Raw genomic sequence first — 23,712 nt, forward strand, 5'->3', positions numbered from 1 at the left:
AAATAAGACAACATCGGGCCATCCCTTCCGCTGTTCGAGGGATACGCACCGATAGGCTCGGACCCTCGTTGCGGAGCCCATGGCCTGCCCGGATGGTGGAATGCAGACACGGCGAGCTTAAACCTCGCTGCCCCTTCGCGGGCGTGCCGGTTCAAGTCCGGCTCCGGGCACTTTCCGCCTCCGACCCCACCTCTCGAACGACAGCACGACCGTTGACAGCGGCATGTCCGCGGTCGGAGACTCACGCTCGTAACTGAGTGAAGGAAATTTCACCAGACGAACAGACTGGGTGTCAGACAGACTGTCCGTCAGAGGGAAGGGAACGACCGATGCGTACCACCGTCGGGATCATCGGAGCCGGCCCGGCCGGGCTGCTTCTCGCGCGGCTGCTGCACCGTGCCGGTATCGACTCGGTCGTCCTGGAGAGCCGCGACCGTGCCTACGTGGAGCACCGGCAGCGCGCCGGGATCCTGGAACAGGGCACGGTGGACGTGCTGCGCGCGGCCGGAGCCGGGCAGCGGATGGACCGCGAGGGGCTCCGGCACGACGGGATCGAGCTGCGCTTCGACCGGCGCCGTCATCGCGTCGACTTCCCCGGGCTGACCGGCGGGCGGTCCGTGATGGTCTACGCCCAGACGGAGGTCTGCAAGGACCTAATCGCCCTCCAGCTGGAGGAGGGCGGCCCGCTGCTGTTCGAGGCGGAGGCCCTGGCCGTCGAGGGCGCGGAGGGCGACCGGCCGCGGATCCCCTTCCGGCACCAGGGGCGCGAGGACGTGCTGGAGTGCGACTACGTCGTCGGCTGCGACGGCTTCTGGGGCGTGGCCAGGAAGGCCTTCCCGGCGGCCGTCTCCCGGGCGTTCGAACGGTCGTACCCCTACGCCTGGCTCGGCATCCTCGCCGACGTCGCCCCCTCGCACGACGAACTGGTCTACGCCCGCCACGACCGCGGCTTCGCCCTGCTGTCCATGCGCTCCCCGTCCATCTCCCGCCTCTACCTCCAGGTGCCCGCGGAGACCAAGGCCGAGGAGTGGAGCGACGACGAGATCTGGGCCGAACTCGAGCGGCGCTTCGAGACCGACGACGACTGGACCCTGGAACGCGGGCCCATCACCCAGAAGTCCGTCACCCCCATGCGGTCCTTCGTGCACGAGCCGATGCGCCACGGCCGGCTCTTCCTCGCCGGCGACGCCGCCCACATCGTGCCGCCCACGGGCGCGAAGGGGCTGAACCTGGCCGTCGGGGACGTCATGACCTTCGTCCGGGCGCTCGTCCACGAGCGGGAGACCGGCTCCCCCGGCCTCCTCGACGCCTACTCCGCGACCTGCCTGCGCCGCGTCTGGCAGGCCGAGCGGTTCTCCTACGACATGACGACCCTGCTCCACCGGGCCCCGGACGCCACCGACTTCGACGCCCGCCTCCAGTTGGCCCGGCTGGAACGGATCGCCTCCTCTCGCGCGGCCGAGACCGACCTCGCCGAGGCCTACACCGGCTTCCCTCTGGACTGACCTCGTCCCTGGCAGGGAATGAGCCTTCCGCTTAGCGTGTTGCGCAGCACAGCGAGGGAAAGATCCTCCCCAGGTATTACGGTCGATCCTTTGCCAATCCATTACTCTTGAGGCCAAGGCCACGCACGGTGGCCATGGAGGAGTGAAATGAGGAGCAGCAACCCGGTCTTCTCGCGACGGGGGTTCAGCCGCGACAACGGCTACGCCGGCTTCAACACCGCAGCGCAGGCCGGGTACGCACAGGGCAACCCGTACGCGCAGAACCCCTACGCGCAGAACCCGTACGCCCAGCAGGACGTGCGGTACGGTGCCCCGCCGCAGGCCCCCGCCACCACCGACCGGATGACGATGGACGACGTCGTCATGCGTTCGGCCCTGACGCTCGGCACGGTCGCCGTCGGCGCCGTCCTCGCCTGGGTGTTGCTGCCCGTCTCGGCGACCAGCTACGGCCTCGCCTTCGGCGCGGCGATCATCGCGATGGTCCTGGGCCTGGTGCAGAGCTTCAAGCGCACTCCGTCGCCCGCGCTCATCCTGGGCTACGCCGCCTTCGAGGGCGTCTTCCTGGGCGTCATCAGCGAGATGTACAACAGCCGCTGGAGCGGCGCCCCCTTCCAGGCGGTGCTCGGCACCCTGGCGGTCGCGGGCGCGACCCTGCTCGTCTACAAGGCCGGCTGGATCCGCGTCACCGCCCGCTACGCCCGCATCGGCACGGCCATCGCCATCGCCTTCGTCCTCGTCATGGCGGTCAACCTGCTGCTGGTCGCGTTCGGCGTCGCCGAGAACGGCGGCCTGCGCAGCATGGGCCCGCTCGGCGCGATCGTCGGCATCATCGCCATCGTGCTCGGCGCGTTCTTCCTGACCCTCGACTTCAAGCAGATCGAGGACGGCATCGCCTACGGCGCCCCGCGCAACGAGTCCTGGCTCGCCGCGTTCGGCCTCACCGTGAACCTGGTGTGGATCTACGTGGAGATGCTGCGGCTGGTGGCGATCTTCAGCAACAACGACTAACCGACACGCCGGTTCTGCGAGAGGGCCCCGGGTTCCGACCCGGGGCCCTCTCGGCGTCTCAGAGCAGCTTGCGGGCTGCCCTCCTCAGGTCGTACTCGTGGACGATCGCCTTCGCGTGGCCGTACGCGAGGTCGTACTCGTGCCGGAGCCAGCTGACCTTCTCCTCGAAGCGGAACAGGGCGGGGCCTTCTTCTACGGTGCGCAGCCAGTCGGAAACCTCACGACCGGTGCAGTGGGGGATGCGGGCGAGCAGATTGCGGTGGGTCTCCTCGGAGAAGAGCTGGGACATCGGCGCCTCCGAACGCAAAGGGGATGTAAGCCGGTCCTTCACGTCACCGTGCCTGAGCGTTCGCGTATTGGCAACAGTGCGGCGCGTTACGCTCGGCGCGTGGTTGATACGACGCCCTTGACCCGAGCAGTGGATCACTTCGCCGACAAGTTGAGAGCGGCGCCGCAGAGCAGACTCCAGCGGGGTGCTGCGGCGGAGGCGCTGGCGCTGGCAAGACAGTTGGCCCGGTGGACGCAGAGTGTTGAGGAGCCGGGGGTCGAGCCTCGGGAGATGCCGGATGCGGGGATGTTCGCGGCCGCCGACCAAATCTTGGTGGCCGCGCACGACTTGGCTCTGGTGCTGGAGAGCGAGGATCAGGTCACCGAAGCGGTGGGGTTGGTGGAGGAGGCGCGGAAGAGGGCGGGGGTCTGACGTCAGAGGGACGCTATGACCCGGTCCGCCAGGATGTAGACCGTGTCCTTGCCGCAGGCGAAGGTCAGGGTGTAGGCGCCCGAGATGCCCGAGCCGCCGAGGAGGTACGGGGTCTCGCCCTCGCGGAGAGCCGCGGCCAGGTGTTCGGCCGTCTCGCGGTGGCCGGGGGTCATGCACAGGGTGGTGCCGTCGGCGAAGACGTAGACGTCGAGGGTGCCGAGCGGGCCCGGGCGGACGTCGGACAGCTCGACCTGGTCGGCGGCCAGCTGCTCCAGCGTGGTCACCGTGCGCTCGTGGTCGTTCACGGCCGGCGACTGCACCGGGACGAAGTCCGGGTGCGAGGGGTGGCGGCGGCGGGCCGCGGCCAGTTCGGGGGAGTCCCCGGCGAACTCGTCGGCCTCGGTGGTCGGCTCGGAGACCGGCTCCAGCGGCTCCAGGCCCACGAAGTCGGTCTGCCGGGGCAGGAACAGGTCGCCGTCGGCCAGGCCCAGCAGGGACGGTGCGTCGGAGGCGTCACGGGCCTCCTGGGCGGCCCAGAACGCCCGGGCCTCGGCCAACTCCCGCTCCCGCTCCTCGGCGAGCGCCTCGGCCACGGCCGCGCGTATCTCGTCCGTGTCGGTGGTGGTGCGGGCGGCGGGCAGCAGCGCGCCCAGTGCGGCGGCCTGGTTCTCGGCGAGCTGAGACTGCAGCTCCGTGAGCTGACGGCGCAGCTTCAGCACGGTGCGCAGGACGGCGACGCCCACGGCGCCCGTGGCGGCCGTGGTGAACAGCAGGGCGATCGGCATGGCGCTCACTGACGTACTCCCAGGTTCAAAGTCGACCCCCGACTTCCTACATCAGCTTGAAGGGCGGACTAAGCAGCTGTCAGTGCGTAACGTCACGAAACGGACAGGACTTTCGGCTCGTGGTTTCGCCTGTCATCGCGCTGACCTGCGCTGACCTGCAGCGATACTCCCAGCGAGGGAGATAGGTCACATCCTGGGGGAGATTGGATCACAAATTGGCCCAGAACCCGGGGGTTTTCCGGGTTCTGGGCTGATTCCTGACTTGGCGTACCCGCTCGGCTACCGAGGGTGGATCAGGTCAGCTGAGGCGCTCGATGACCATGGCCATGCCCTGGCCGCCGCCGACGCACATCGTCTCCAGGCCGAACTGCTTGTCGTGCCACTGCAGGGAGTTGATGAGCGTGCCGGTGATGCGGGCGCCGGTCATGCCGAAGGGGTGGCCGACGGCGATGGCGCCGCCGTTGACGTTCAGCTTGTCGATGTCGATGCCGAGGTCACGGTAGGAGGGGATCACCTGGGCGGCGAAGGCCTCGTTGATCTCGACCAGGTCGATGTCGTCGATGGTCAGGCCGGCGCGGCGCAGGGCCTGCTGGGAGGCCTCCACCGGGCCGAGGCCCATGATCTCCGGGGAGAGGCCGGAGACACCGGTCGACACGATGCGGGCGAGCGGGGTGAGGCCCAGCTCGCGGGCCTTGGTGTCGCTCATGATGACGAGGGCGGCGGCGCCGTCGTTGAGCGGGCAGCAGTTGCCGGCCGTGACCAGGCCGTCCGGGCGGAAGACCGGCTTGAGGCCCTGGACGGCCTCCAGGGTGACGCCGGCGCGCGGGCCGTCGTCCTTGCTGACCACCGTGCCGTCGGGGAGGGCCACCGGGGTGATCTCGCGCTCCCAGAAGCCGTTCTTGATGGCCTCTTCGGCGAGGTTCTGCGAGCGGACGCCGAACTCGTCCATCTCCTGGCGGGTCACGCCCTTCCAGCGGGCCAGGTTCTCGGCGGTCTGGCCCATCGAGATGTACGCGTCCGGGACCAGCCCGTCCTCACGCGGGTCGTGCCACGTGGTGCCCTCCTGCTCGGCGACGGCGGCGGTACGGGCCTCGGCCTCGGCGAAGAAGGGGTTGTGCGTGTCGGGGAGGCCGTCGGAGCTGCCCTTGAAGAAGCGGGACACCGTCTCGACGCCGGCCGAGATGAAGACGTCGCCCTCGCCGGCCTTGATGGCGTGCAGGGCCATGCGGGAGGTCTGGAGCGAGGAGGAGCAGTAACGGGTGACCGTGCAGCCCGGCAGGTGGTCCATGCCCATCTGTACGGCGACGATCCGGCCGAGGTTGTGGCCCTGCTCGCCGCCGGGGAGGCCGCAGCCGAGCATCAGGTCGTCGATGTCCCTCGGGTCCAGCTCGGGGACCTTGGCGAGCGCCGCCTGGATGATGGTCGCGGTCAGGTCGTCGGGGCGCAGGTCCTTGAGGGAACCCTTGCCGGCGCGGCCGATGGGGGAGCGGGCGGTCGAGACGATGACGGCTTCGGGCATCACGGCTCCAGTGGGCGTAGCAGGTGTTTGGCAGGGCCGCTTGGGAAGTTACCCGTACGTATGGTCCAGGTCACCGGTGTCGCGGTGTGACACTGACCGCAATTTACTAAGCGCTTGCTTGGTCGCGACGAGGTGGGCCCTGAGGTCACCGCCTGGGGGCGGAGCCCCCAGGGGTCACGGCGACGGGGTTGCCGGCTCGGCTTCCGGGACGCGGCGGCGGCGCCTGCGCTTGAGCAGCGCCCACGGTCCCCGCGGACCCGTAGGCATCGCCGCCGTGACCTCCGTGCCTGCCTCCGCCGCGGCCTCGGCCGCAGCTCGGGCGACCGGGAGGAAGCCTTCGCGGCGGGATACGTCGGGGCGCTCCTCCTCCGCCGGCCACAGGCCCAGCGCCGCACACACCGTGGGCAGTATCGCCATCGCCGCCGTGGCGTACCCCTCCGCGGAGGGGTGGTAGTTGTCCGGCCCGAACAGTTCCCGGGGGTTCGCCTCGAACTCGGGGCCCAGCAGATCACCCAGCGACACCGTCCGCCCGCCCTGCTCCACCACCCCGATCGTCTGCGCCGCCGCCAGCTGCCGCGAGGCCCGGCGGGCCAGCCACCGCAGCGGCTGCTGCACCAGCTCGATGGTGCCGAGGTCGGGACACGTGCCGACGACCACCTCCGCACCGGCCGTGCGCAGCCGTCGTACCGCCGCCGACAGATGCCGTACCGAGCGCGTCGGCGGGATCCGGTGCGTGACGTCGTTCGCGCCGATCATGATCACGCAGATGTCGGGGAGGGGATAAGGGGACGAGAGCACCAGCGCCACCTGGCGGTCCAGGTCGTCCGACTGCGCCCCCGGCAACGCCACGTTCCGCAGCTCCACCGGGCGCTCCGCCACCGCCGACAATCCCGACGCCAGCAGCGCCCCCGGGGTCTGTCCCGCCCGGTGCACGCCCTGCCCGGCCGCCGTCGAGTCGCCGAGCATGCTCAGCCTGAGGGGCGGTTCACCGGGGACGTCGTACGAGGTGCCGTACAAGCCCTCGGCCACGGGCACCCGCCCGCCACTGCCGTTGCCCACGTGGCGCCGGGCCAGCCGTACCTCCGCCAACAGCAGGCCGACGGCGGCCGCCCCGACCAGCCCGACCCCGCCACCGCCGTACGCCGCTCCGGCCGCGATACGCCGGGCCACCCTCGCCCTCGACATGCCTGTCATGCGTCGCCGCCACCTCCTCGTAGCCGTACACCCACTCCTTGCCCCGTACAGCCCGTGCGCCAATCTCAACGAGGAGTGAACGCCCGCCCCACGTCACTCAGGGGCCTTAGGCTGGCGGAACCACTACGACCACTCTTTTTGCAAGCAACCGGAGACAACGGTGCAATTCCACGACTCGATGATCAGCCTCGTCGGCAACACCCCGCTGGTGAAGCTCAACAGCGTGACCAAGGGCATCCAGGCCACCGTCCTGGCCAAGGTGGAGTACTTCAACCCGGGCGGCTCCGTGAAGGACCGCATCGCCCTGCGCATGATCGAGGCGGCCGAGCAGAGCGGCGAGCTCAAGCCGGGCGGGACCATTGTTGAGCCGACCAGCGGCAACACCGGCGTCGGTCTCGCCATCGTGGCCCAGCAGAAGGGCTACAAGTGCATCTTCGTGTGCCCCGACAAGGTGAGCACCGACAAGATCAACGTGCTGCGGGCGTACGGGGCGGAGGTCGTGGTCTGCCCGACCGCCGTGGCTCCTGAGCACCCGGACTCCTACTACAACGTCTCCGACCGGCTGGTGCGCGAGACGCCCGGCGCCTGGAAGCCGGACCAGTACTCCAACCCCAACAACCCGCTCTCGCACTATCACTCGACCGGCCCCGAGCTGTGGGAGCAGACCGAGGGGAAGATCACCCACTTCGTGGCGGGCGTCGGCACCGGCGGCACCATCTCCGGCACCGGCCGCTACCTGAAGGACGCCAGCGACGGCAAGGTGAAGGTCATCGGCGCCGACCCGGAGGGGTCCGTGTACTCCGGCGGCTCCGGGCGGCCGTACCTCGTCGAGGGCGTGGGTGAGGACTTCTGGCCCACCGCCTACGACCGGACCGTGGCCGACGAGATCGTCGCCGTGTCCGACAAGGACTCCTTCCAGATGACCCGGCGCCTTGCCAAGGAGGAGGGCCTGCTGGTGGGCGGCTCCTGTGGCATGGCCGTGGTGGCCGCGCTGGAGGTCGCCGAGCGGCTGGGCCCGGACGACGTCGTCGTCGTGCTGCTGCCCGACAGCGGGCGCGGCTACCTCAGCAAGATCTTCAACGACGAGTGGATGGCCGACTACGGCTTTCTGGAGGACGAGGGCCCCAGCGCCCGCGTCGCCGACGTCCTCAACGACAAGGAGGGCGGCTCCATCCCGTCCCTGGTGCACATGCACCCGGAGGAGACGGTCGGTCAGGCCATCGAGGTGCTGCGCGAGTACGGCGTCTCGCAGATGCCGGTCGTCAAGCCGGGCGCCGGTCACCCGGACGTGATGGCCGCCGAGGTCGTCGGGTCGGTCGTGGAGCGGGAGCTGCTGGACGCCCTGTTCAACAAGCGGGCCTCGCTGGACGACCCGCTGGAGAAGCACATGTGCTCCCCGCTGCCCCAGGTCGGCTCCGGCGAGCCGGTCGGCGACCTGATGTCGGTGCTGGGTTCGGCGGACGCGGCGATCGTCCTGGTCGAGGGCAAGCCGACCGGAGTGGTCAGCCGGCAGGACCTGCTGGCCTTCCTGGCCAAGGGCGGGAACAAGTAGCAAACCTGCGGTGAACTGCCCGTGGCGGCGTCGAACTTGCGGTGACCTCGGCCGATCCAGCCGTTCCGGAAGTGGTACGAGCGTGTCACGTGCGCGCAGCACCCGCTTAACACGGGTCAGGCAGATTAGTGGGTGTCGGCAGGGCGGGAGCGGCTCCCCGCCCCGGCCGACGCCGAACGGCGCCAAGGACCTCCGGAGCGGCTCCCGGACCTCCATGGACGCCTAGGACGCGCAAGCCCGGCCCTGACCCGGCCCGCGTCCCTCGCGGGGACCGCCGTCGTCCCGCCCCCCGGTAACGGGGGTGCGGCGGTCCCCGCGCTATTTCTTTCAGCGGGCGGTACTCGTCTCCCAGCTGGCCAGCAGCGCAAGCCTCTCCGCCGTCTCCGAACCCGGTTCCGGTGTGTACACCACGATCGTCTGGTCCGGGTCGTCCGGGACCGTCAGGGTCTCGTACGGGAGGGTCAGCAGGCCCGCCACCGGGTGGAGCACCTTCTTCACGCCGTACGCGCACTCCTTGACCTGGTGGTCCGCCCACAGGCGGCGGAAGTCCTCGCTCTTCAGGGAGAGTTCGCCGACCAACGCGCACAGCTCGGGATCGTCGGCGTAACGGCCCGCGCCGAGGCGCAGGTTCGCCACGGTCTGGGCGGCCACCGCGGCCCACTCGGGGTACAGCTCCCGGGCCGCGGGGTCGAGGAAGACCTGTCGGGGGACGTTCCGCTCGCCCGGTGCCAGGCGGCTGAAGCCGTTGACCGCGTCGCCGAGCGCGTTCCACGCCAGCACGTCCATCCGGCGGCCCAGCACGAAGGCCGGGCTGCGTTCCATGCCGTCCAGCAGCGTCCGGATGCCGGGGCGCACTTGGGGCGCGCTCCGCTGCTTCGTCCGCTGCCGGCGCGGGCGGGCCACCGTGCGCAGATAGGCGTGCTCGGTCTCGTCCAGCCGCAGCACCCGCGCGATCGCGTCCAGCACGGCGTCCGAGACGCTCGGGCCCCGCCCCTGCTCCAGGCGGATGTAGTAGTCCACGCTCACACCCGCGAGCTGTGCGACCTCCTCGCGGCGCAGGCCCGGTACGCGGCGCCGCCCGTGCGCTGGCAGCCCCACCTCCTCGGGCCGGATGCGGGCACGGCGCGAGCGCAGGAAGTCGCCCACTTCTCCTTCGTTCCAGTCCCCGTTCATGGGCTCGATCGTAGGCCCGGCGGCGGGCCGCCAACCTGGTACTGGCAGACCCAGGAAAAGCGCATCCCTGGGTACGGCCGCCGGACCCGGCGAAGGTGGTGTCGGCCGCCGGGGAGACGCCCCGGCACTCACCAGGGGGAACACCCATGTCGTACGAGAACCTGTCCGGCCGTACCGCCGTCGTCACCGGAGCCGCCAGCGGCATCGGCGAGGCCGTCGCGCGCCAACTGGCCGCGCAGGGCGCCCGGGTGGCGCTGTTCGCCCGGCGCGCGGACCGGCTGGAGACCGTCGCCGGGAAGATCCGGGCCGAGGGCGGCGAGGCGCTGGTGGTGGCCGCCGACGTCACCGACGACGCGTCCGTCGAGGCCGCCCGGGACCTGGTCCACGCGGCCTACGGTCCCGTCGACCTGGTCGTCAACAACGCCGGCGTGATGCTGCCCAACCCCGTCGACGACGGCCGGCTCGACGAGTGGCAGCGCATGCTCGACACCAACGTGACCGGCGTACTGCGGGTCATCCGCGCCTTCACCGCCGACCTGGTGGCCGCGGCCGCCGAGGGCCGCACCGCCGACCTGGTGAACGTGTCGTCCATCGGCGCCCACGTCACCTTCCCCAACTACGCGGTGTACGGGGCCACGAAGGCCGCCGTCACCTACCTCTCGCAGTCCCTGCGCTCCGAGTTCGGGCCGCGGGACGTGCGGGTCACCAACGTGGAGCCGGGGCTCACGGAGACCGAGCTGAAGGCACACATCGACAGCTCCGAGCTGTCGGGGCAGCTGGACGGCATGCTCGACGCGATCGGCAGCCTCGCGCCGGCGGAGGTCGCGGACGTCGTCGCCTACGCCACCAGCCGCCCCCGGCACGTCAACCTGCGCCAGATCATGGTGCTGCCGACCCGGCAGGCGTGAAACCTCAGTCCTCCCGGGAGGCCCGGCGCCCGGTGAGGATCTCCGGGTTGTGCCGCACCGCCTGGGCCGCGTTGACGCCGACGATGCCGACCCAGGTGGCCACCACCCCGGACATCCCCGCGAAGACTCCGCCGACCGCGGACAGCGGGATCGCCAGCACCAGTGAGACGACGGCGAAGCCGTAGCGCTCGGCCCAGGACCCGGCGCCCTTCGGCCGCCGGGCACCGCGCGCGTCCGCCATCCGCTGCTCGGCCAGGTGCCGGCGCACCCGGCGGTCCACCACGTCGTCGATCCGCTGGTCGACCTTCTCCAGGAAGGACTCGACGAGTGCGGAGTCGTACTCCTCGCCCAGTTCCCGGCGTGCCCGGACGGTGGCGTCCAGGTCCTTCTTGAGGTCGACGTCCCGTGCGTCCAGTGCGCTCATGCGCTCCACCCTAGGGAGCGGTCATGCCGGCCGCACTGGGGACAACCCCCCTCTTCGCACCGGCGCCGGCGGACGTGAGGACCCCGCAGGACTCCAGCACCCTGCGGTGGTCCAGGTCCACCCCGCTGATCCGGACGTCGACGCCCCGCCCGCGCAGCTCGGCGACCGCCTCCTTCAGCGCCAGCGCGCCGGTCGCGTCCACCGCCGTGAGACCGGACAGCCGCAGGTCGACCGCCGAGACCCCGTCGTGCACGTCGGCGAGCCCGCACCGGAAGCGGTGGGCGGCGGCGAACAGCAGCGGGCCGTCGAACCGGTAGGTCACCGTGCCCACCTCGCCCGGCAGTTCGTCGGCGGCGGCCGGGGTGAGCCGGGTGCCGCGCATCGCCGCGCGCAGCGCCAGCAGCACCGAGACGCCGAGGCCGATCAGCACCGCCCGCACCAGGTCCAGGGCGAGCGTGGCGCCGGCGGTGAGGACCAGCACCAGTGCGTCGCCGCGGGTGGCCCGGGCCATCGCCCGTACCGCGTCCCGCTCCACCATGCGTACGGCCGTCGCCAGCAGCACCCCGGCCAGCGCGGCCAGCGGGATACGGCCCACCAGCGGGGCGGCGACCGCGACGATCCCGGCGAGGATCACCGCGTGCGCGAGCGCGGCCAGCCGGGACGCGGCACCGGTGCGGACGTTGACCGCCGTGCGGGCGATGGCGCCGGTCGCCGGGACCCCGCCGAACAGCGGGACCGCGAGGTTGGCGATGCCCTGCCCGAACAGTTCCTTGGACGGGTCGTGCCGCTCGCCGGGCCGCATCCCGTCGGCGACCGACGCCGACAGCAGGGACTCCAGCGCGGCCAGCGCGGCCACCGCGGCGGCCGGGGCGAGCAGGGAGGGGAGGCGGGAGAGGTCCAGGAAGGAGAGGGAGGGCGCGGGCAGGGACGCGGGGAGGGTGCCGATGCGCGTGACGGACAGGTGCAGCGCCTCGGCCGCGACGGTGACCGCGGCCACCGCGACGAGGGAGAAGGGCACGGCCGGCCGCCAGCGGGCGCCGGCCAGCACGATCGCCGCCGCACCGGCCGCGAGCAGCAGCGCCGGCCAGTGCGGAGCGCCGCCGAACTCCTCGGCCGCCCTCGCCGCCACGACGGCGACCTGCTCGCCGTGCGGCGTGGGCACGCCGAGCGCGGCGGGCACCTGCTGGAGGGCGATCACACAGGCGATGCCGAGGGTGAAACCGGCGATCACGGGCGCGGGGACGTACGCCATCGCCGCGCCCGCCCGGGCGAAGGCGAGGAGCAGCAGCAGGACGCCCGCCATCAGGCCGACGGTGAGGACGCCGTCGGCGCCGTAGCGGTGCACGATCGGCACGAGGACCACGGTCATGGCGCCGGTCGGGCCGCTGACCTGGCGGGCGCTGCCGCCGAACAGCGCGGCCAGCGCACCGGCGACGACCGCCGTGGTCAGCCCGGCGGCGGCCCCGAGTCCGGAGGTGACCCCGAAGCCGAGGGCCAGGGGCAGGGCGACGACGGCGACGGTCAGCCCGCACAGCAGGTCGCGGCGCGGGGCACGGGTCATGGAACGGAGGTCGGCGGGGGAGGGCAGGACGGAGAGGGCCCGGGTGAGGGCCTGGGTGTGATTCATGGGGGGTGTTTTCGGGGGTAGACCGCTGTGGATGGTCGTTTCGCAGGGCGATGGGGGTCCCCCCGCTCGAGCGAAGCCGAGAGTGGGGGAAGGTGGGCACAGTCGGCAGTGCCGGGTGCGAGGGAAGAGAGGCTCAGGGCAGCAAGCTCACATGCCCCGAGTCGAGATCGAAGCGCGCGGCCTCCACCTGGGCGGAGCCGAACGCCGGGTCGGCGCGGATCGCGTCCCGGACCCAGGCGGTGTGGGCGCGCATGGTGTGCTCGGCCCAGTCACCGGGCAGCGCCCGGGTGCGCCGGGCGGCGGGGACGATCTCGTCCACCAGCAGTTCCAGATGGCCCGGCACCGGCGTGCCCGTGCGCAGATGGTCCAGCGTGGCGGCGACGGCCCCGCACCGCTCGTGCCCGAGCACCAGCACCAGCGGGACCTCCAGCTCCTGGACGCCGTACTGGATGGAGCCGAGCACGGCCTCGTCCAGCACCTGGCCGGCGGTCCTTATGCACAGCAGGTCGCCGAGTCCCTGGTCGAAGACCAGCTCCGGCGGCACCCGGGAGTCGATACAGCCGACGATCACCGCGAACGGGTGCTGTGCCGCGGCCAGCAGGTGCCGCCGGCCGGGGCTGTCGTGCGGGTGGCGGGGGTGGCCGGCGGCATAGCGCCGGTTTCCCGCGAGGAGTTCGTCGAGGGCGGTGCGCGCGGTGTGCGCCGCGCGCGCGGGGTGGGGACGGGGACCGGGGGCGGCCGTCGCCGGGGCGGCGGTCAGGGCGGTGACGGCGGTGGCCGTCAGGAAGGCCCTGCGGTTGGAGGCCATGACGCTTCCTCAGGTGTCGTGCCAGTAGCGCACGTTCACCGTAAGCACCCGTCCGATCACCCTGAGTGTCGGTTTAACGACACTTGGCTGATTCGTCGTCAGATCATCGCCACGGCGATACCGCCCCTTGATGGCGGCCGCGGAAGGACCGTTACTTCACCAGCCCGTGCTGCTTCGCGTACGTGTTCGCCACGTCCTCCGGGTCCTTCTTGTCCTTGTCCACCTGGCGGTTCAGCTCGGTGAGCTGGGCGGTGGTCAGGACGTTGCCGAGCCGGGCCAGGGCCTTGCGGACGGTGTCGTCGGCCTTGCGGTCGGCGATGAGCGGGACGATGTGCTGGCTGGGGATCAGGTGCTCGGGGTCGGACAGCACCACCCAGTCGTTGGCCTTGATGTCGGTGTCGGTGGTGAAGAGGTTCGCCACGTCCACGTCCCCCTTCTTCAGGGCGCCCTTGACCAGCGGCCCGTCGGAGTCCAGCGACTTGAACTCCTTGAAGTCCACGCCGTACACCTCCTTCAGCCCGACCGCGCCGACCTGGCGCTTCTTCACCTCGGGCGCGGCCCCGATGACCAGCTTCCCGTTCTGCTTCCGCAGGTCGGCGAGCGAGGCGAGGCCGTACCTCTGTGCCGTCTCGCGGGTGACGACGAAGGCGTCGGAGTCCTCGGCCATGCCGTACGGCAGCACCTGGAGGCCGGCCGGCAGGGCGAGGGTGAGGGCGTTCTGCATGGCGCCCTGCTCGGTGGGCGTGGCCTTCGGGTCGAGGTAGTTGAGGAGGGCGCCCTGGTACTCGGGGAGGAGGTCGATGTCGCCGCTCCTGAGGGCGGGGATCACGATCTCCCGGGTGCCCAGGTTGGGGCGGACCTTGGTCTTCACGCCGGCCGCGGTGAGGACGGCCGCGTAGAGGTAGCCGAGGATCTGGTTCTCGGTGAAGTTGGCGGTGCCGATGGTGACTCCGCCCTTGCTGGAGCCACCGCCGCCCGAGGAGGCACCCGAGCCGTCGAGGGAGGTGATGCCGCTCGCGCAGGCGGAGAGGGCGGGGACGGAGGCGACCGCGAACAGGCCGCCGAGGACGGTACGACGATTCATTTCGGGTTCCCTAGGCGGTGCGGATGGGGGTCCCCCCGCGCGAGCGTCGTCGAGCGCGGGGGAGGAAGAGGATGCGCTGGAGGCCGGCCAGGGCCACGTCGAGGACCACGGCGACCAGGGCGACCAGCACCGCGCCGCCGAGCACCTGGACGAGGTCGCGCTGGGCGAGGCCGTCGAAGACGTAGCGGCCGAGGCCGCCGAAGGAGACGTATGCGGCGATGGTCGCCGTGGCGACGACCTGGATCAGGGCCAGCCGCAGGCCCGTCATGATCAGGGGGAGCGCCAGCGGGAGCTCGACCTGGAACAGGACCTGGTGGTCGCGCATGCCCTGCCCGCGCGCCGCGTCCTTCACGTCCGGGTCCACGGCGGTCATGCCGGCGTAGGTGTTGGTGACGATCGCGGGGACCGCGAGGGCGACCAGGGCGACGTACACCGGCAGCATCGACAGGCCGCCGGCCAGGAAGACCAGCACGACCAGGCCGACGGTCGGCAGCGCGCGGCCGAAGGAGGCGAGGTTGATCGCGACGAACGCGCCCTTGCCGGTGTGGCCGATCAGCAGGCCGAGCGGAAGGCCGATGGCGGCCGCTATGAGCGTGGCCAGCAGGGAGTACTGGAGATGCTCGGCGAGCCGGTGGGCGATGCCGTCGGAGCCGGACCACTGCGAGCCGCTGACCAGCCAGTGGCCGAGGTTCTTGAGGAGTTCGTACATCTCAGGCTCGCCGCCTCTTCCACGGGGTGAGGACGTACTGGAGGGCGACCAGGGCCGCGTCCGCCACGACGGCGAGCAGGAGGGTGAGGACCACTCCGGCGATCACCGGGGTCGGGAAGTTGCGCTGGAAGCCGTCGGTGAAGAGCTGGCCGAGGCCGCCGTCGCCGATGTAGGTCGCGACGGACACGAGGGAGATCGACATGACCGTGGCGATGCGCACGCCCGCCATGATCACGGGCAGGGCGAGCGGGATCTCCACGGTGAGCAGGGTGCGCAGGGGGCGCGTGCCCATCGCCTTCGCGGCCTCCTTCACCTTCACGGGGACGGAGTCGAGGCCCTCGACCGTGTTCCGCAGCAGGACGACCAGTGTGTAGACCGTCAGGCCGGTCACGGTGGTGGTGCGGGTCAGGCCGCTCACCGGCAGCAGGAGCACGAAGATCGCGATCGACGGGATCGTGAACAGGACGTTCGAGGCGCCGAGCAGAAAGCCGCGCAGGGGGCGGATCCGGTGGGCGACCACCGCGAGCGGGAGGGAGATCAGCAGGCCGAGGAAGACGGCGGTCAGCGCGGCCTGGAGGTGGGAGATCGTGAGGGTGGTGAGGTCGTCGGTGTGGTCGCCTATCCACGACCAGTCGATGGTCATGCCGCCACCCGTGCTTCGGTGTGGGCCCGGCCGGCGTGCTGGTGGATGTCGTCCCGGGAGGAGACGCCGGTGAGGACGCCGTCGGCGTCGACGCGGGCGACCAGGCCGGTGGGGGAGGCGACCGACTCGTTGAGGGCCGACAGCAGGGAGTCGGTGTCCCCGAGCGGGCGTACGGGGAGTTCGGCGTCCTTCGACGCCCAGTGCAGGGGCCTGCCCTGGGCGTCGCGTACGAGGGTCCAGGTGCCGCCTTCCGGCGCCGGGCCCTGCGGGACGTCCGCGAGGGTCTTCAGCGACAGCAGCTTCAGTCCGCGCTCCGCGCCGAGGAAGTCGGCCACGAAGTCGTCGGCGGGGCGGGCCAGGAGTTCGGCGGGCGGGGCGCACTGGACCAGGTGGCCGCCGGTGCGGAAGATCGCGATCCGGTCGCCGAGCCGTACGGCCTCGTCGACGTCGTGCGTGACGAAGACGATGGTCTTGCTCAACTCCTTCTGGAGCCTGAGCAGTTCGTCCTGGAGCTGGGTGCGCACGACCGGGTCGACCGCGCCGAAGGGCTCGTCCATGAGCAGGACGGGCGGGTCGGCGGCCAGGGCGCGGGCGACGCCGACGCGCTGCTGCTGGCCGCCGGAGAGCTGGTGCGGGTACCGCTTGCCGGCGTCGGCGGCGAGGCCGACGGTCTCCAGCAGCTCCGCGGCGCGGGCCCGGGCCTTCCTGCGGTTCCAGCCGAGCAGCAGCGGGACGGTGGCGATGTTGTCCAGCACCGTGCGGTGCGGGAAGAGTCCGGCCTGCTGGATGACGTAGCCGATGGAGCGGCGCAGCTCCGCCGCGTCCTGCCGCGTGACGTCCTTGCCGCCGACGCGGATGGTGCCGGAGGTCGGCTCGACCATCCGGTTGATCATCCGCAGGGTGGTCGTCTTGCCGCAACCGGAGGATCCGACCAGGACGGTGATGCCGCCCTCCGGCATCCGCAGGGAGAGATCGTGGACTGCTGTCGTGCCGTTGGGGAAGCGCTTGTGGACCGCGTCGAACTGGATCATGAGATGTCCCTTGCCCGGCTGTATAACGTCATGCAGAGTTCTTGGTGTCTGAATAGGTTGTCAATGGTCCGGTGTTAATCCGAGGTAACCGATGACCGCAGAGCAAGATCAGATGTCCGGATTGAGGGGAGTTTGGGCGTGATGTCGTCTCGCATCATGGACGCGCCGGAGTCCATGCGGTCCGCAGCAGTGGTCCTCGACGGCGGCGGACTCGGCGTCGAGGACGTCGTGCGGCTCGCCGACGGGGTGGCGCGGCCGGTGCCCGCGGCCGACGCGCTGGGGCGGGCGGAGGAGTCCTGGAACGCCGCCCGGCAGATCGCGGCCACCGGTCGCGTGTACGGCCGCTCCACCGGCGTGGGCGCCAACCGGAACGAGGACGTGCCCACCGAGGCCGCCGTCGGACACGGGCTGCGTCTGCTGCGCAGCCACGCCGGCGCGATAGGTGAGGAACTCCCCGCCCGGCAGGTGCGCGCGATGCTCGCCGTCCGGGCCAACCAGCTGCTGGCAGGCGGTGCCGGGCTGCGACCCGGCGTGATCACGGCCCTGTGCGAGGCGCTGGAGACGGGCGCGTATCCGGTCGTCAACGAGTTCGGCTCCGTCGGCACCGGCGACATCGCGGCGCTGGCCCAGGTGGGTCTCGCGCTGGCCGGGGAGCACCCGTGGCGGGGTGCGGGGGCGCCCGAGCCGCAGCCGCTCGACAACAACGACGCCCTCGCCCTGATCAGCAGCAACGCCCTCACCCTCGGCCAGTCCGCGCTCGCCCTGCACGAGCTGCGCGGGCTGATCGGTGCCACCCAGGTCGTCGGGGCCCTGTCCCTGCTCGCCGTCGACGGCTCCCACGAGGCCTACGCCGCCCCCGTGCACGCCGCCCGCCCGCACCGCGGCAGCGCCGAGGTGGCCCGGCGGATGCGCGAGCTGATCGGCGCCGCCGACCGGCCGACCCCGCCGCTGGGCCGGATCCAGGACCCGTACGGCTTCCGCTGCCTGCCCCAGATCCACGGCCCCGCGCACGACGCGGCCGACGCCCTGGAGCAGGTCCTGGCCGTGGAGATCAACGCGGCCGCCGAGAACCCGCTGATCGCCCCCGAGGACCTGGCCGCCTACCACCACGGCGGCTTCTACCAGGCCCAACTCGCCCTCGCCCTGGACCACTTCAGGCTCGCCCTGACCCAGGTGGCCCGGCTGTCCACGTCCCGCCTGTCCACGCTCAACGAGCCCGCCTACACCCGGCTGCGCCCCTTCCTCGCCGACCACGAGCCGGCCTCCTCCGGTGTGATGATCCTGGAGTACGCGGCCGGAGCGGCCCTCGGCGATCTGCGGGCCTTCTCGGCCCCCGCGTCGCTCGGGCACGCTGTACTCTCCCGGGGCGTCGAGGAACAGGCGAGTTTCGCCTCGCTCGCCGCGCGGCAGACCCTGCGCGCGTGCGGTGCGTACCGTCTGGTGGTCGGCTGCGAACTCGTCGCCGCCGTCCGGGCGCTGCGCCAGCGCGACCTGAGACCCGACCCGGGGCTCGCGGCCGGACAGGCGTTCGCGCTCGCCGAGTCGGTCCTCGACGACGACCAGGCCGACCGGCCGCTCACGGACGACGTGACGGCTGCGGCCCATCTGCTCGACCGGTTCACGGACATCTGGAGGGGGAGCACGGCATGAGCGTGGACAGGAGTACTGGCGTGACGTCCGGTGTGCCGTCGGAGGCGACGGCCGGCGTGCCGTCCGGGGTGCCGTCCGGGGTGCCGTCCGGGGTGACGGACAGCCCGGCCACCCGGCTGCAGGCGCTCTTCGAGGGGCACCGGCTCACGCCCACCCAGCGCCGTATCGCGCACAGCATGGTGCGGCGGGCCGCCGACGTGCCCTTCCTGTCCAGCGTGGAGCTGGCCGAGCTGGCCGGGGTCAGCCAGCCCTCGGTGACCCGGTTCGCGGTCGCCCTCGGCTTCGACGGCTACCCCGCGCTGCGCAAGCACCTGCGCGAGGTCGTGCCCGCCGAACCGGCCGCGGAGGCGGGCTCCTACAACGAGTACCAGCAGGCCGTCGAGGCCGAGATCGAGAACCTGAAGCACCTCGCGGAGCTGCTCGCCGACCCCCGCCCGGTCCAGCGGGCCGGCCGGGTGCTGGCCGCCTCCCGCCCGCTGCCCGTGCTCGGGCTGCGCGCCGCCGCCTCCCAGGCGTACGGCTTCGCGTACTTCGCCGCCAAGGTCCACCCGGACGTCCGGCTGCTCAACGAGGGCGGCACGATGATCCACGACCGCATCGACGCGGCCGTCCGCGCGGGCGCCTCCGCCCTGCTGTGCTTCGCGCTGCCCCGGCATCCGCGCGAGGTCGTCGACACCCTCGCCTACGCAAAGGAGGCGGGCCTGACCGTCGTCACGGTCGCCGACTCCGCCTTCGCGCCCGTAGCCAGGTACTCCGACCTGCTGCTGCCCGCCGCCGTCGGCACCGGGCTCGCCTTCGACACCGCGTGCGCGCCCATGCTGCTCGGGCGGGTGCTGCTGGAGGCGGTCTGCGACGACCTGCCGGACGCCCAGGCCCGGCTGGAGGAGTTCGACGCGAACGCGGCTGCCCGCGGACTCTTCGTGGAGTGACCTGGCGCGCGCTCTCAGACTCGTCTCACGTTCGCCCACTAGCGTCCTGCGGAAACACAGGAACGTGACACGGGAGGCCGACGTGGCGCGCGGAGGACAGGGACTGGCCCGGGTGGCCGTCGTCGTACGGTCCGGGGCCGCACCGCTGTGGTGGTTCGGGGTGTTCGCCGCGGGGATCGGGGTCCTGGTGCCCGGGTTGACCGGGCGCCGGATCGGCGTGCTCGCGGGGGCCGCGCTGTTCCTGATCACCGCGGCCGTCGTGACGCTGGTGCGGCGCAAGCGGTACGCCGCCCTCGGCCGCGGGGCCGCCCGCGCGGGCAAGTACGACGTGCTGCAGGACCGGGCGGTGACCGTGCGGACCTGGCGCCGGGGGCACCGCTGGTGGCTGCTGCTCGCTTTCGCCGTCGCGTTCGGCAGCTCCTTCGCGGTGCCCGCGGCCGGGGGCATGCTGCTTGCCGGGGCCGGCACCGGGCTGCGGCTGAAGGCCGCCTGGCTCGGGCGGCGCGAGCGGGCCGAGGGCACCCTGCTGTGGGTGCGGGTCGACTGGCTCGACCGGCGGGGCGGGAGCCCGGCGGGCCGGGCCGTGAAGGGCCTGCGCGGCACGGGCCTCGCGGCCGGCGACGCGGCCCCGGGCGGGACCCGCCGCCGTAGCGCCGCCCTCGTCTAGACCTCCAGGTCCTCCTCGATCTTCTTCAGCTGGTGCCGGGCCATCGCCAGGTTGGCCCGGCTCGCGTCCAGGACCAGGTAGAGGAACAGGCCGTTGCCGCCGCGGCCCTTGAGCAGCCGGATCAGGTGGTACTGGTCCGACAGGGTGATCAGGATGTCCTCGATCTCGCCCTTGAGGCCCAGGTGTTCCATCGTGCGCATCTTGGAGCGGATGACGTCCGTGTTGCCGGCGGCGGCCACGTTCAGGTCGAAGCTCTTGCTGCCGCCCATCGTGCCGAGCGCCATGCCGCTGGTGTAGTCGACGAGCGCGACGCCGGTGGCGCCCTCGATGGAGGTCAGCGCCTCTTTCAGCGCGGTCTCGGTGTTGGCCATGGTGGTTCCTCTCAGCTGTCGGTTGCGGTGCGCGCTTCGGCGGTCGTGGTGCGTGGCGCGCGCGTGGGTTTGGTCCGTGGTGCGGGTGTGGTCCTGGTGGCCGGCCGGGCGGCTTCCGCGGCGGCTTCGGCGGCGTCGAGCACATCCCCGACGCGGGCGGCCGCGCGGCGGCCCTCCAAGTGCAGCCGGCCGACGTTGACCCGGTCCTGGGCGAGCAGGGTCAGCACGGCGGTGCGGCCGGCCGCGTAGGTGGCGACGTAGCCGCCCTCGCCGCGCACCAGCAGCTCCCGGAAGCCGCCGTTCCCGGTGGCATCGGCCACGCGGACGGCGACGCCGAGCGAGGCCGCGGTGAGTGCCGCCAGGCCCTCCGGGTCGACACCGGGGGTGTCGTGGGCGACGACGAGACCGTCGATGCCGGCCGCGAGGGCGCCGGTGAGCTGCGGCACGCGGGTCCGCAGCCGGCGCAGCTCGTCCAGGACGGCGTCGAGGTCGTGTGCGGACACCATCAGCTCTCTCCTCTCGGCGGGTTGGTGCCGTTCAAAGCGCCTCCAGCGCATCCCTGAGCCTCTTCAGCAGCGCGATGTCGGGGTCGGTGACCGTGAGCGGGGGAGCCGGGGCAACCGGCGGCGGGGCGGGGGCCGTGGGTACCGGCCTGAGCAGTCCGGCCGCCGCGAGCCGGCGTACGTCCACCAGCGTGTGGAACGCCTGCCTGCCCAGGTTGCGGGCGATCTCCGGGGCCGAGCGGACGCCGTCCACCCGGTCCAGGACCGCCCGCTGGCGGGGGGTGACCGGCGCCGTGGCGGCCGGGTCGGCGCGGATCAGCGGGGCGCTGTCGGCCGCCGGGTCCGGCCACAGGCGGTGCAGCAGCAGCCGGCGGCGCAGCGTCTCGCGCTCCAGCGCGATGACCGGAACCGAGGGCAGCGGGCCGAGGCGGGGCGCCCGGGCGTAGCGGAAGCGGCCCGGGGTGCTGCTCGGCGACAGCGCGAAGTACCCGGCGTCGTACAGCGCGTCCAGGTGGCACAGCTCCAGGGCGCCCTCGGGGAGCAGCCGGGCGTCCAGCAGCAGCCGGGCCGCGTCCGCCGGGCCCTCGGCCTGCCCGGCCGCCCGCTGCCAGGCGGCCGTGGCCAGGGTGCCGTGGGCCGTGAGGAGCACGTCGAGACCGGGGGCGTGCGGGCTCTCGGCGTGCACCACCCGGCCCTCGGCGAGGTGCAGGGTGCCGTGCTCGCGGACGAGGACGCCGGTGGCCTGCTCCTCGGCGAGCCGCCGGAGCATCGGTGACAGCGCGCCCGCCGTACGGTCCTGTGCCGTGGCCCTGTCCCGCACCGGCAGCGGCGGAGGCGTCTCGATCATCGTCATCCCAGCACCAGCCGGGCGGCCATCTCGCCGAGCCGGATCCGGGCGAGGGCGAGGTTGCCCTCCTCGCGGCCGAGCCACAGGTGCAGGAAGACGCTGCTGTCGAAGGACGTGTCCACGAACCGCAGCAGGTGGTAGCTGTCGTGGTTGCTGACGATCACGTCCTCGACGGGCGGGCCGCCGTCCTCGCCGTCCCCGGCCGCGAAGGCGCCGTGTTCGGCGGCCAGCCGGGCCAGTTCGGCGGCCTCGGCCGCGGTGGTCTCGTGGTCACCGCCGGGGGCGTCCCCGACGGTGCCCAGAGCCAGTCCGCTCGTCCAGTCCACCAGGGCGGCCCCCCGGGCACCGGGCAACCGCATCGCTTCCAGTAAGCACTCGTCGATTCCGGGCACCGTGGCTCCCCTCCCGCCTGTGACTCCGGTTGAGTGACAGGGACACTACGCAACGTGTGCGCGAGAGGTGAGCGCTTTGGCATTTTCCAGTGGAACATGCGTCCGGCGTACTAGTGTGGGTCAACTGACGACTGTTTCACGGCAGTTGATCCAGTTGTTCGAGATGCACCCGGGGTGCGTCAACGGCTCCCGGGCGTGCGCAGGGTGGTGAGCGCGGACGGGTGCGCCCCGCCGGACTCGGCCACCACCTCCGCCACGGTCTGCGGCTCCCGCACGGTCGCGAAGGCCACGCCTCCCGTGCCGTTGGGCGCGAAGCCGTAGATCCCCGGCCGGGCGAGGGAGTTGTAGGCGTAGTGGTGGGCGAAGTAGTACGCGCCCGTGTCCAGCGCCGCCGCGTAGTCGCCCTGCTCCAGCAGGGGCAGCGTGCGCCCCTCGGCGAGCAGGTCGCCCGAGAAGCAGGCCGGGCCCGCCACGTCCTGCACCACCTCCGGGCCCGACCTCGGCCGCCCCTTGGCGTCGTACGCGGCGATCCGCAGCGGCCACGCCGCGGGCGCGTACACGGTCCGCGTGGCCACCTGCACGCCCGCGTGCGTCACCGCGATCCGCCGCCCGCCGGATGTCTTGGTGTACTCCACCCGTGCCACCACCGTGCCGTGCCTGGCCAGCAGCGACCGCCCGAACTCGGTCACCAGCCCGTACCGCCCGTCGAACAGCCCCGGCACCTCCTCGGCCAGCACGCGCGCGTACTGCGCGTACGTCGGCGCCGTCGCCTCCGCCGCGAAGTCGACCGGCAGCCCGCCGCCGATGTCGAGCGTGTCGATCTGCGGCCGTCCGATCCGCGCGTTGATCTCCTCCGCGAGCGCGTACGTCTCCGCCACGCCCCGCGCCAGCAGCGGCAGCGGGATGCCCTGCGAACCGGTGTGCGCGTGCAGCCGGGTCAGCCACGGCCGGTCGGCGTACGCCCGGACGACCCACTCCCGGGCCCCCTCGTCGCGCAGCGCCACCCCGAACTTGGAGGTCTGTGTCGCCGTCGAGGTCGCCCCGATGGTGCCGCCGCCGATCTGCGGGTTCACCCGGATGCCGAGCGGCGACCGGCTCGGCGCAGAGCCCACGAGGGCGTCCAGCCGGTCCAGCTCCTGCGGGTTGTCCGCGTTGACGGCGATGCCCAGGGCGAGCGCCTCGCGCAGCTCGGCGGGGGTCTTGGCGGGCGAGTCGAGCACCGTCCGGTCCGGCGGGACCCCCGCCGCCCGCGCCAGCGCCAGCTCGCCCGGGCTCGCCACCTCCGCGCCGATGCCCTCCTCGTGCAGCAGCCGCAGCACCGGCACCAACGGGGTCGCCTTCACCGCGAAGGCGTGCAGCACCGGGGTCCCGGGCGCCGTGACCGCGTCGAACGCCGCCCGCAGGGCCGCCGCCGACTCCCGGATGCCGGTGACGTCCAGCAGCCCCACCACGGCCGCGTCCGGCCCCAGCAGCCCCTGCTCCACCGCGCCGCGCACCGCCTCGTCCCGCCGGGCGGCCCGCTCCCGGGCCTCGCTGTCGGTGTCCTGGTCCACGACCTCTCCCCTCCTGTCGCCCTGCCCGCGTATTCGGGTGATTCCAGCCAAACACCCGCGACGCGCGGACGGGGTGCCGTCGATGTATTGACTAGTTCTATTCAGGAAGTCAGGATGTGAATAGACGTAG

The 23,712-nt window shown here is 72.3% G+C and carries 25 protein-coding genes and 1 tRNA gene; 9 read left to right on the forward strand and 17 right to left on the reverse strand.

The window, feature by feature from the left end; genetic code table 11:
- The first annotated feature begins 86 nt into the window (after positions 1-86).
- The 3 genes from CRP49_RS17515 to CRP49_RS17525 all read left to right on the forward strand — a co-directional run bounded on the left by CRP49_RS17515 (position 87) and on the right by CRP49_RS17525 (position 2,513).
- Positions 87-170, forward strand: a tRNA-Leu gene (locus CRP49_RS17515).
- A 159-nt stretch (positions 171-329) separates the two neighbouring features.
- Positions 330-1,505, forward strand: coding sequence for a 4-hydroxybenzoate 3-monooxygenase (locus tag CRP49_RS17520; protein WP_097254217.1), 1,176 nt, complete (start codon positions 330-332; stop codon positions 1,503-1,505).
- 147 nt (positions 1,506-1,652) lie between these two features.
- Positions 1,653-2,513: a Bax inhibitor-1/YccA family protein gene (locus CRP49_RS17525; protein WP_097254218.1), complete on the forward strand. Its 861-nt coding sequence runs from the start codon at positions 1,653-1,655 to the stop codon at positions 2,511-2,513.
- Between the two features lie 58 nt (positions 2,514-2,571).
- Here the strand turns inward: CRP49_RS17525 and CRP49_RS17530 are convergent, their stop codons facing one another.
- Positions 2,572-2,802, reverse strand: a complete 231-nt coding sequence (locus CRP49_RS17530) for a DUF4287 domain-containing protein (RefSeq protein ID WP_020940491.1) — start codon at positions 2,800-2,802, stop codon at positions 2,572-2,574.
- A gap of 99 nt (positions 2,803-2,901) precedes the next feature.
- On the opposite strand from CRP49_RS17530, the gene CRP49_RS17535 reads away from it, so the two are divergent.
- Entirely contained in the window at positions 2,902-3,213 is a 312-nt protein-coding gene (locus CRP49_RS17535; protein ID WP_167444148.1) for a hypothetical protein, read from the forward strand.
- 2 nt (positions 3,214-3,215) lie between these two features.
- On the opposite strand, the gene CRP49_RS17540 is transcribed toward CRP49_RS17535, so the two are convergent.
- From CRP49_RS17540 to CRP49_RS17550, 3 genes are all read right to left on the reverse strand, one after another.
- Entirely contained in the window at positions 3,216-3,998 is a 783-nt protein-coding gene (locus CRP49_RS17540) for a hypothetical protein (protein ID WP_179851903.1), read from the reverse strand.
- A 298-nt stretch (positions 3,999-4,296) separates the two neighbouring features.
- Positions 4,297-5,517, reverse strand: a complete 1,221-nt coding sequence (locus CRP49_RS17545) for an acetyl-CoA C-acetyltransferase (protein WP_097254220.1) — start codon at positions 5,515-5,517, stop codon at positions 4,297-4,299.
- 174 nt (positions 5,518-5,691) lie between these two features.
- Complete coding sequence (locus CRP49_RS17550) at positions 5,692-6,711, reverse strand: SGNH/GDSL hydrolase family protein (protein WP_179851657.1); 1,020 nt, start codon at positions 6,709-6,711, stop codon at positions 5,692-5,694.
- A 160-nt stretch (positions 6,712-6,871) separates the two neighbouring features.
- Between CRP49_RS17550 and CRP49_RS17555 the strand changes: the two genes are divergently transcribed.
- Positions 6,872-8,263 carry a cystathionine beta-synthase gene (locus CRP49_RS17555; RefSeq protein ID WP_094216598.1) on the forward strand — a complete coding sequence of 464 codons (1,392 nt, stop codon included), beginning with the start codon at positions 6,872-6,874 and terminating at the stop codon, positions 8,261-8,263.
- Positions 8,264-8,590: 327 nt separating this feature from the next.
- Here the strand turns inward: CRP49_RS17555 and CRP49_RS17560 are convergent, their stop codons facing one another.
- The gene (locus tag CRP49_RS17560; RefSeq protein WP_097254222.1) at positions 8,591-9,436 is read right to left on the reverse strand and encodes a helix-turn-helix transcriptional regulator; all 846 of its coding nucleotides are present in this window, start codon (positions 9,434-9,436) and stop codon (positions 8,591-8,593) included.
- Positions 9,437-9,582: 146 nt separating this feature from the next.
- Here CRP49_RS17560 and CRP49_RS17565 point away from each other — a divergent pair, with 146 nt between their 5' ends.
- Complete coding sequence (locus CRP49_RS17565) at positions 9,583-10,344, forward strand: SDR family oxidoreductase (protein ID WP_097254223.1); 762 nt, start codon at positions 9,583-9,585, stop codon at positions 10,342-10,344.
- Positions 10,345-10,348: 4 nt separating this feature from the next.
- Here CRP49_RS17565 and CRP49_RS17570 read toward each other — a convergent pair whose 3' ends face one another.
- From CRP49_RS17570 to CRP49_RS17600, 7 genes are all read right to left on the reverse strand, one after another.
- Positions 10,349-10,768, reverse strand: a complete 420-nt coding sequence (locus tag CRP49_RS17570; protein ID WP_097257417.1) for a hypothetical protein — start codon at positions 10,766-10,768, stop codon at positions 10,349-10,351.
- A gap of 10 nt (positions 10,769-10,778) precedes the next feature.
- Entirely contained in the window at positions 10,779-12,395 is a 1,617-nt protein-coding gene (locus CRP49_RS17575; RefSeq protein WP_097254224.1) for a SulP family inorganic anion transporter, read from the reverse strand.
- A 133-nt stretch (positions 12,396-12,528) separates the two neighbouring features.
- Complete coding sequence (locus CRP49_RS17580; RefSeq protein WP_097254225.1) at positions 12,529-13,203, reverse strand: carbonic anhydrase; 675 nt, start codon at positions 13,201-13,203, stop codon at positions 12,529-12,531.
- Between the two features lie 151 nt (positions 13,204-13,354).
- Positions 13,355-14,287 carry an ABC transporter substrate-binding protein gene (locus CRP49_RS17585; protein WP_097254226.1) on the reverse strand — a complete coding sequence of 311 codons (933 nt, stop codon included), beginning with the start codon at positions 14,285-14,287 and terminating at the stop codon, positions 13,355-13,357.
- 10 nt (positions 14,288-14,297) lie between these two features.
- Entirely contained in the window at positions 14,298-14,996 is a 699-nt protein-coding gene (locus tag CRP49_RS17590) for an ABC transporter permease (protein WP_097254227.1), read from the reverse strand.
- 1 nt (position 14,997) lies between these two features.
- Complete coding sequence (locus tag CRP49_RS17595) at positions 14,998-15,639, reverse strand: ABC transporter permease (RefSeq protein ID WP_094216591.1); 642 nt, start codon at positions 15,637-15,639, stop codon at positions 14,998-15,000.
- Positions 15,636-16,670, reverse strand: a complete 1,035-nt coding sequence (locus CRP49_RS17600; RefSeq protein ID WP_097254228.1) for an ABC transporter ATP-binding protein — start codon at positions 16,668-16,670, stop codon at positions 15,636-15,638. The genes CRP49_RS17595 and CRP49_RS17600 overlap by 4 nt, the downstream gene beginning before the upstream one ends.
- Positions 16,671-16,811: 141 nt before the next feature.
- Here CRP49_RS17600 and CRP49_RS17605 point away from each other — a divergent pair, with 141 nt between their 5' ends.
- The 3 genes from CRP49_RS17605 to CRP49_RS17615 all read left to right on the forward strand — a co-directional run bounded on the left by CRP49_RS17605 (position 16,812) and on the right by CRP49_RS17615 (position 19,916).
- Entirely contained in the window at positions 16,812-18,320 is a 1,509-nt protein-coding gene (locus CRP49_RS17605) for an aromatic amino acid ammonia-lyase (RefSeq protein ID WP_097254229.1), read from the forward strand.
- Entirely contained in the window at positions 18,317-19,249 is a 933-nt protein-coding gene (locus CRP49_RS17610; protein ID WP_373560354.1) for a MurR/RpiR family transcriptional regulator, read from the forward strand. Before CRP49_RS17605 ends, CRP49_RS17610 begins: the two co-directional genes overlap by 4 nt.
- Before the next feature lie 82 nt (positions 19,250-19,331).
- The gene (locus CRP49_RS17615; RefSeq protein WP_179851658.1) at positions 19,332-19,916 is read left to right on the forward strand and encodes a hypothetical protein; all 585 of its coding nucleotides are present in this window, start codon (positions 19,332-19,334) and stop codon (positions 19,914-19,916) included.
- Here CRP49_RS17615 and CRP49_RS17620 read toward each other — a convergent pair.
- The 5 genes from CRP49_RS17620 to CRP49_RS17640 form a co-directional block, all read right to left on the reverse strand.
- Entirely contained in the window at positions 19,913-20,287 is a 375-nt protein-coding gene (locus tag CRP49_RS17620; protein ID WP_097254230.1) for a hypothetical protein, read from the reverse strand. The genes CRP49_RS17615 and CRP49_RS17620 overlap by 4 nt on opposite strands.
- A gap of 11 nt (positions 20,288-20,298) precedes the next feature.
- Positions 20,299-20,793, reverse strand: a complete 495-nt coding sequence (locus CRP49_RS17625) for a roadblock/LC7 domain-containing protein (protein WP_097254231.1) — start codon at positions 20,791-20,793, stop codon at positions 20,299-20,301.
- Between the two features lie 31 nt (positions 20,794-20,824).
- Entirely contained in the window at positions 20,825-21,643 is an 819-nt protein-coding gene (locus CRP49_RS17630; RefSeq protein WP_097254232.1) for a hypothetical protein, read from the reverse strand.
- The gene (locus CRP49_RS17635; protein WP_097254233.1) at positions 21,640-22,029 is read right to left on the reverse strand and encodes a hypothetical protein; all 390 of its coding nucleotides are present in this window, start codon (positions 22,027-22,029) and stop codon (positions 21,640-21,642) included. Before CRP49_RS17635 ends, CRP49_RS17630 begins: the two co-directional genes overlap by 4 nt.
- Positions 22,030-22,208: 179 nt before the next feature.
- Positions 22,209-23,687 (reverse strand): diaminopimelate decarboxylase, encoded by a 1,479-nt coding sequence (locus CRP49_RS17640; protein WP_373560393.1) that lies wholly within the window; start codon positions 23,685-23,687, stop codon positions 22,209-22,211.
- Positions 23,688-23,712: the final 25 nt, after the last annotated feature.

The sequence above is a fragment of the Streptomyces sp. Ag109_G2-15 genome (assembly GCF_900215565.1).
In the GTDB taxonomy this organism is placed as follows: domain Bacteria; phylum Actinomycetota; class Actinomycetes; order Streptomycetales; family Streptomycetaceae; genus Streptomyces; species Streptomyces diastatochromogenes.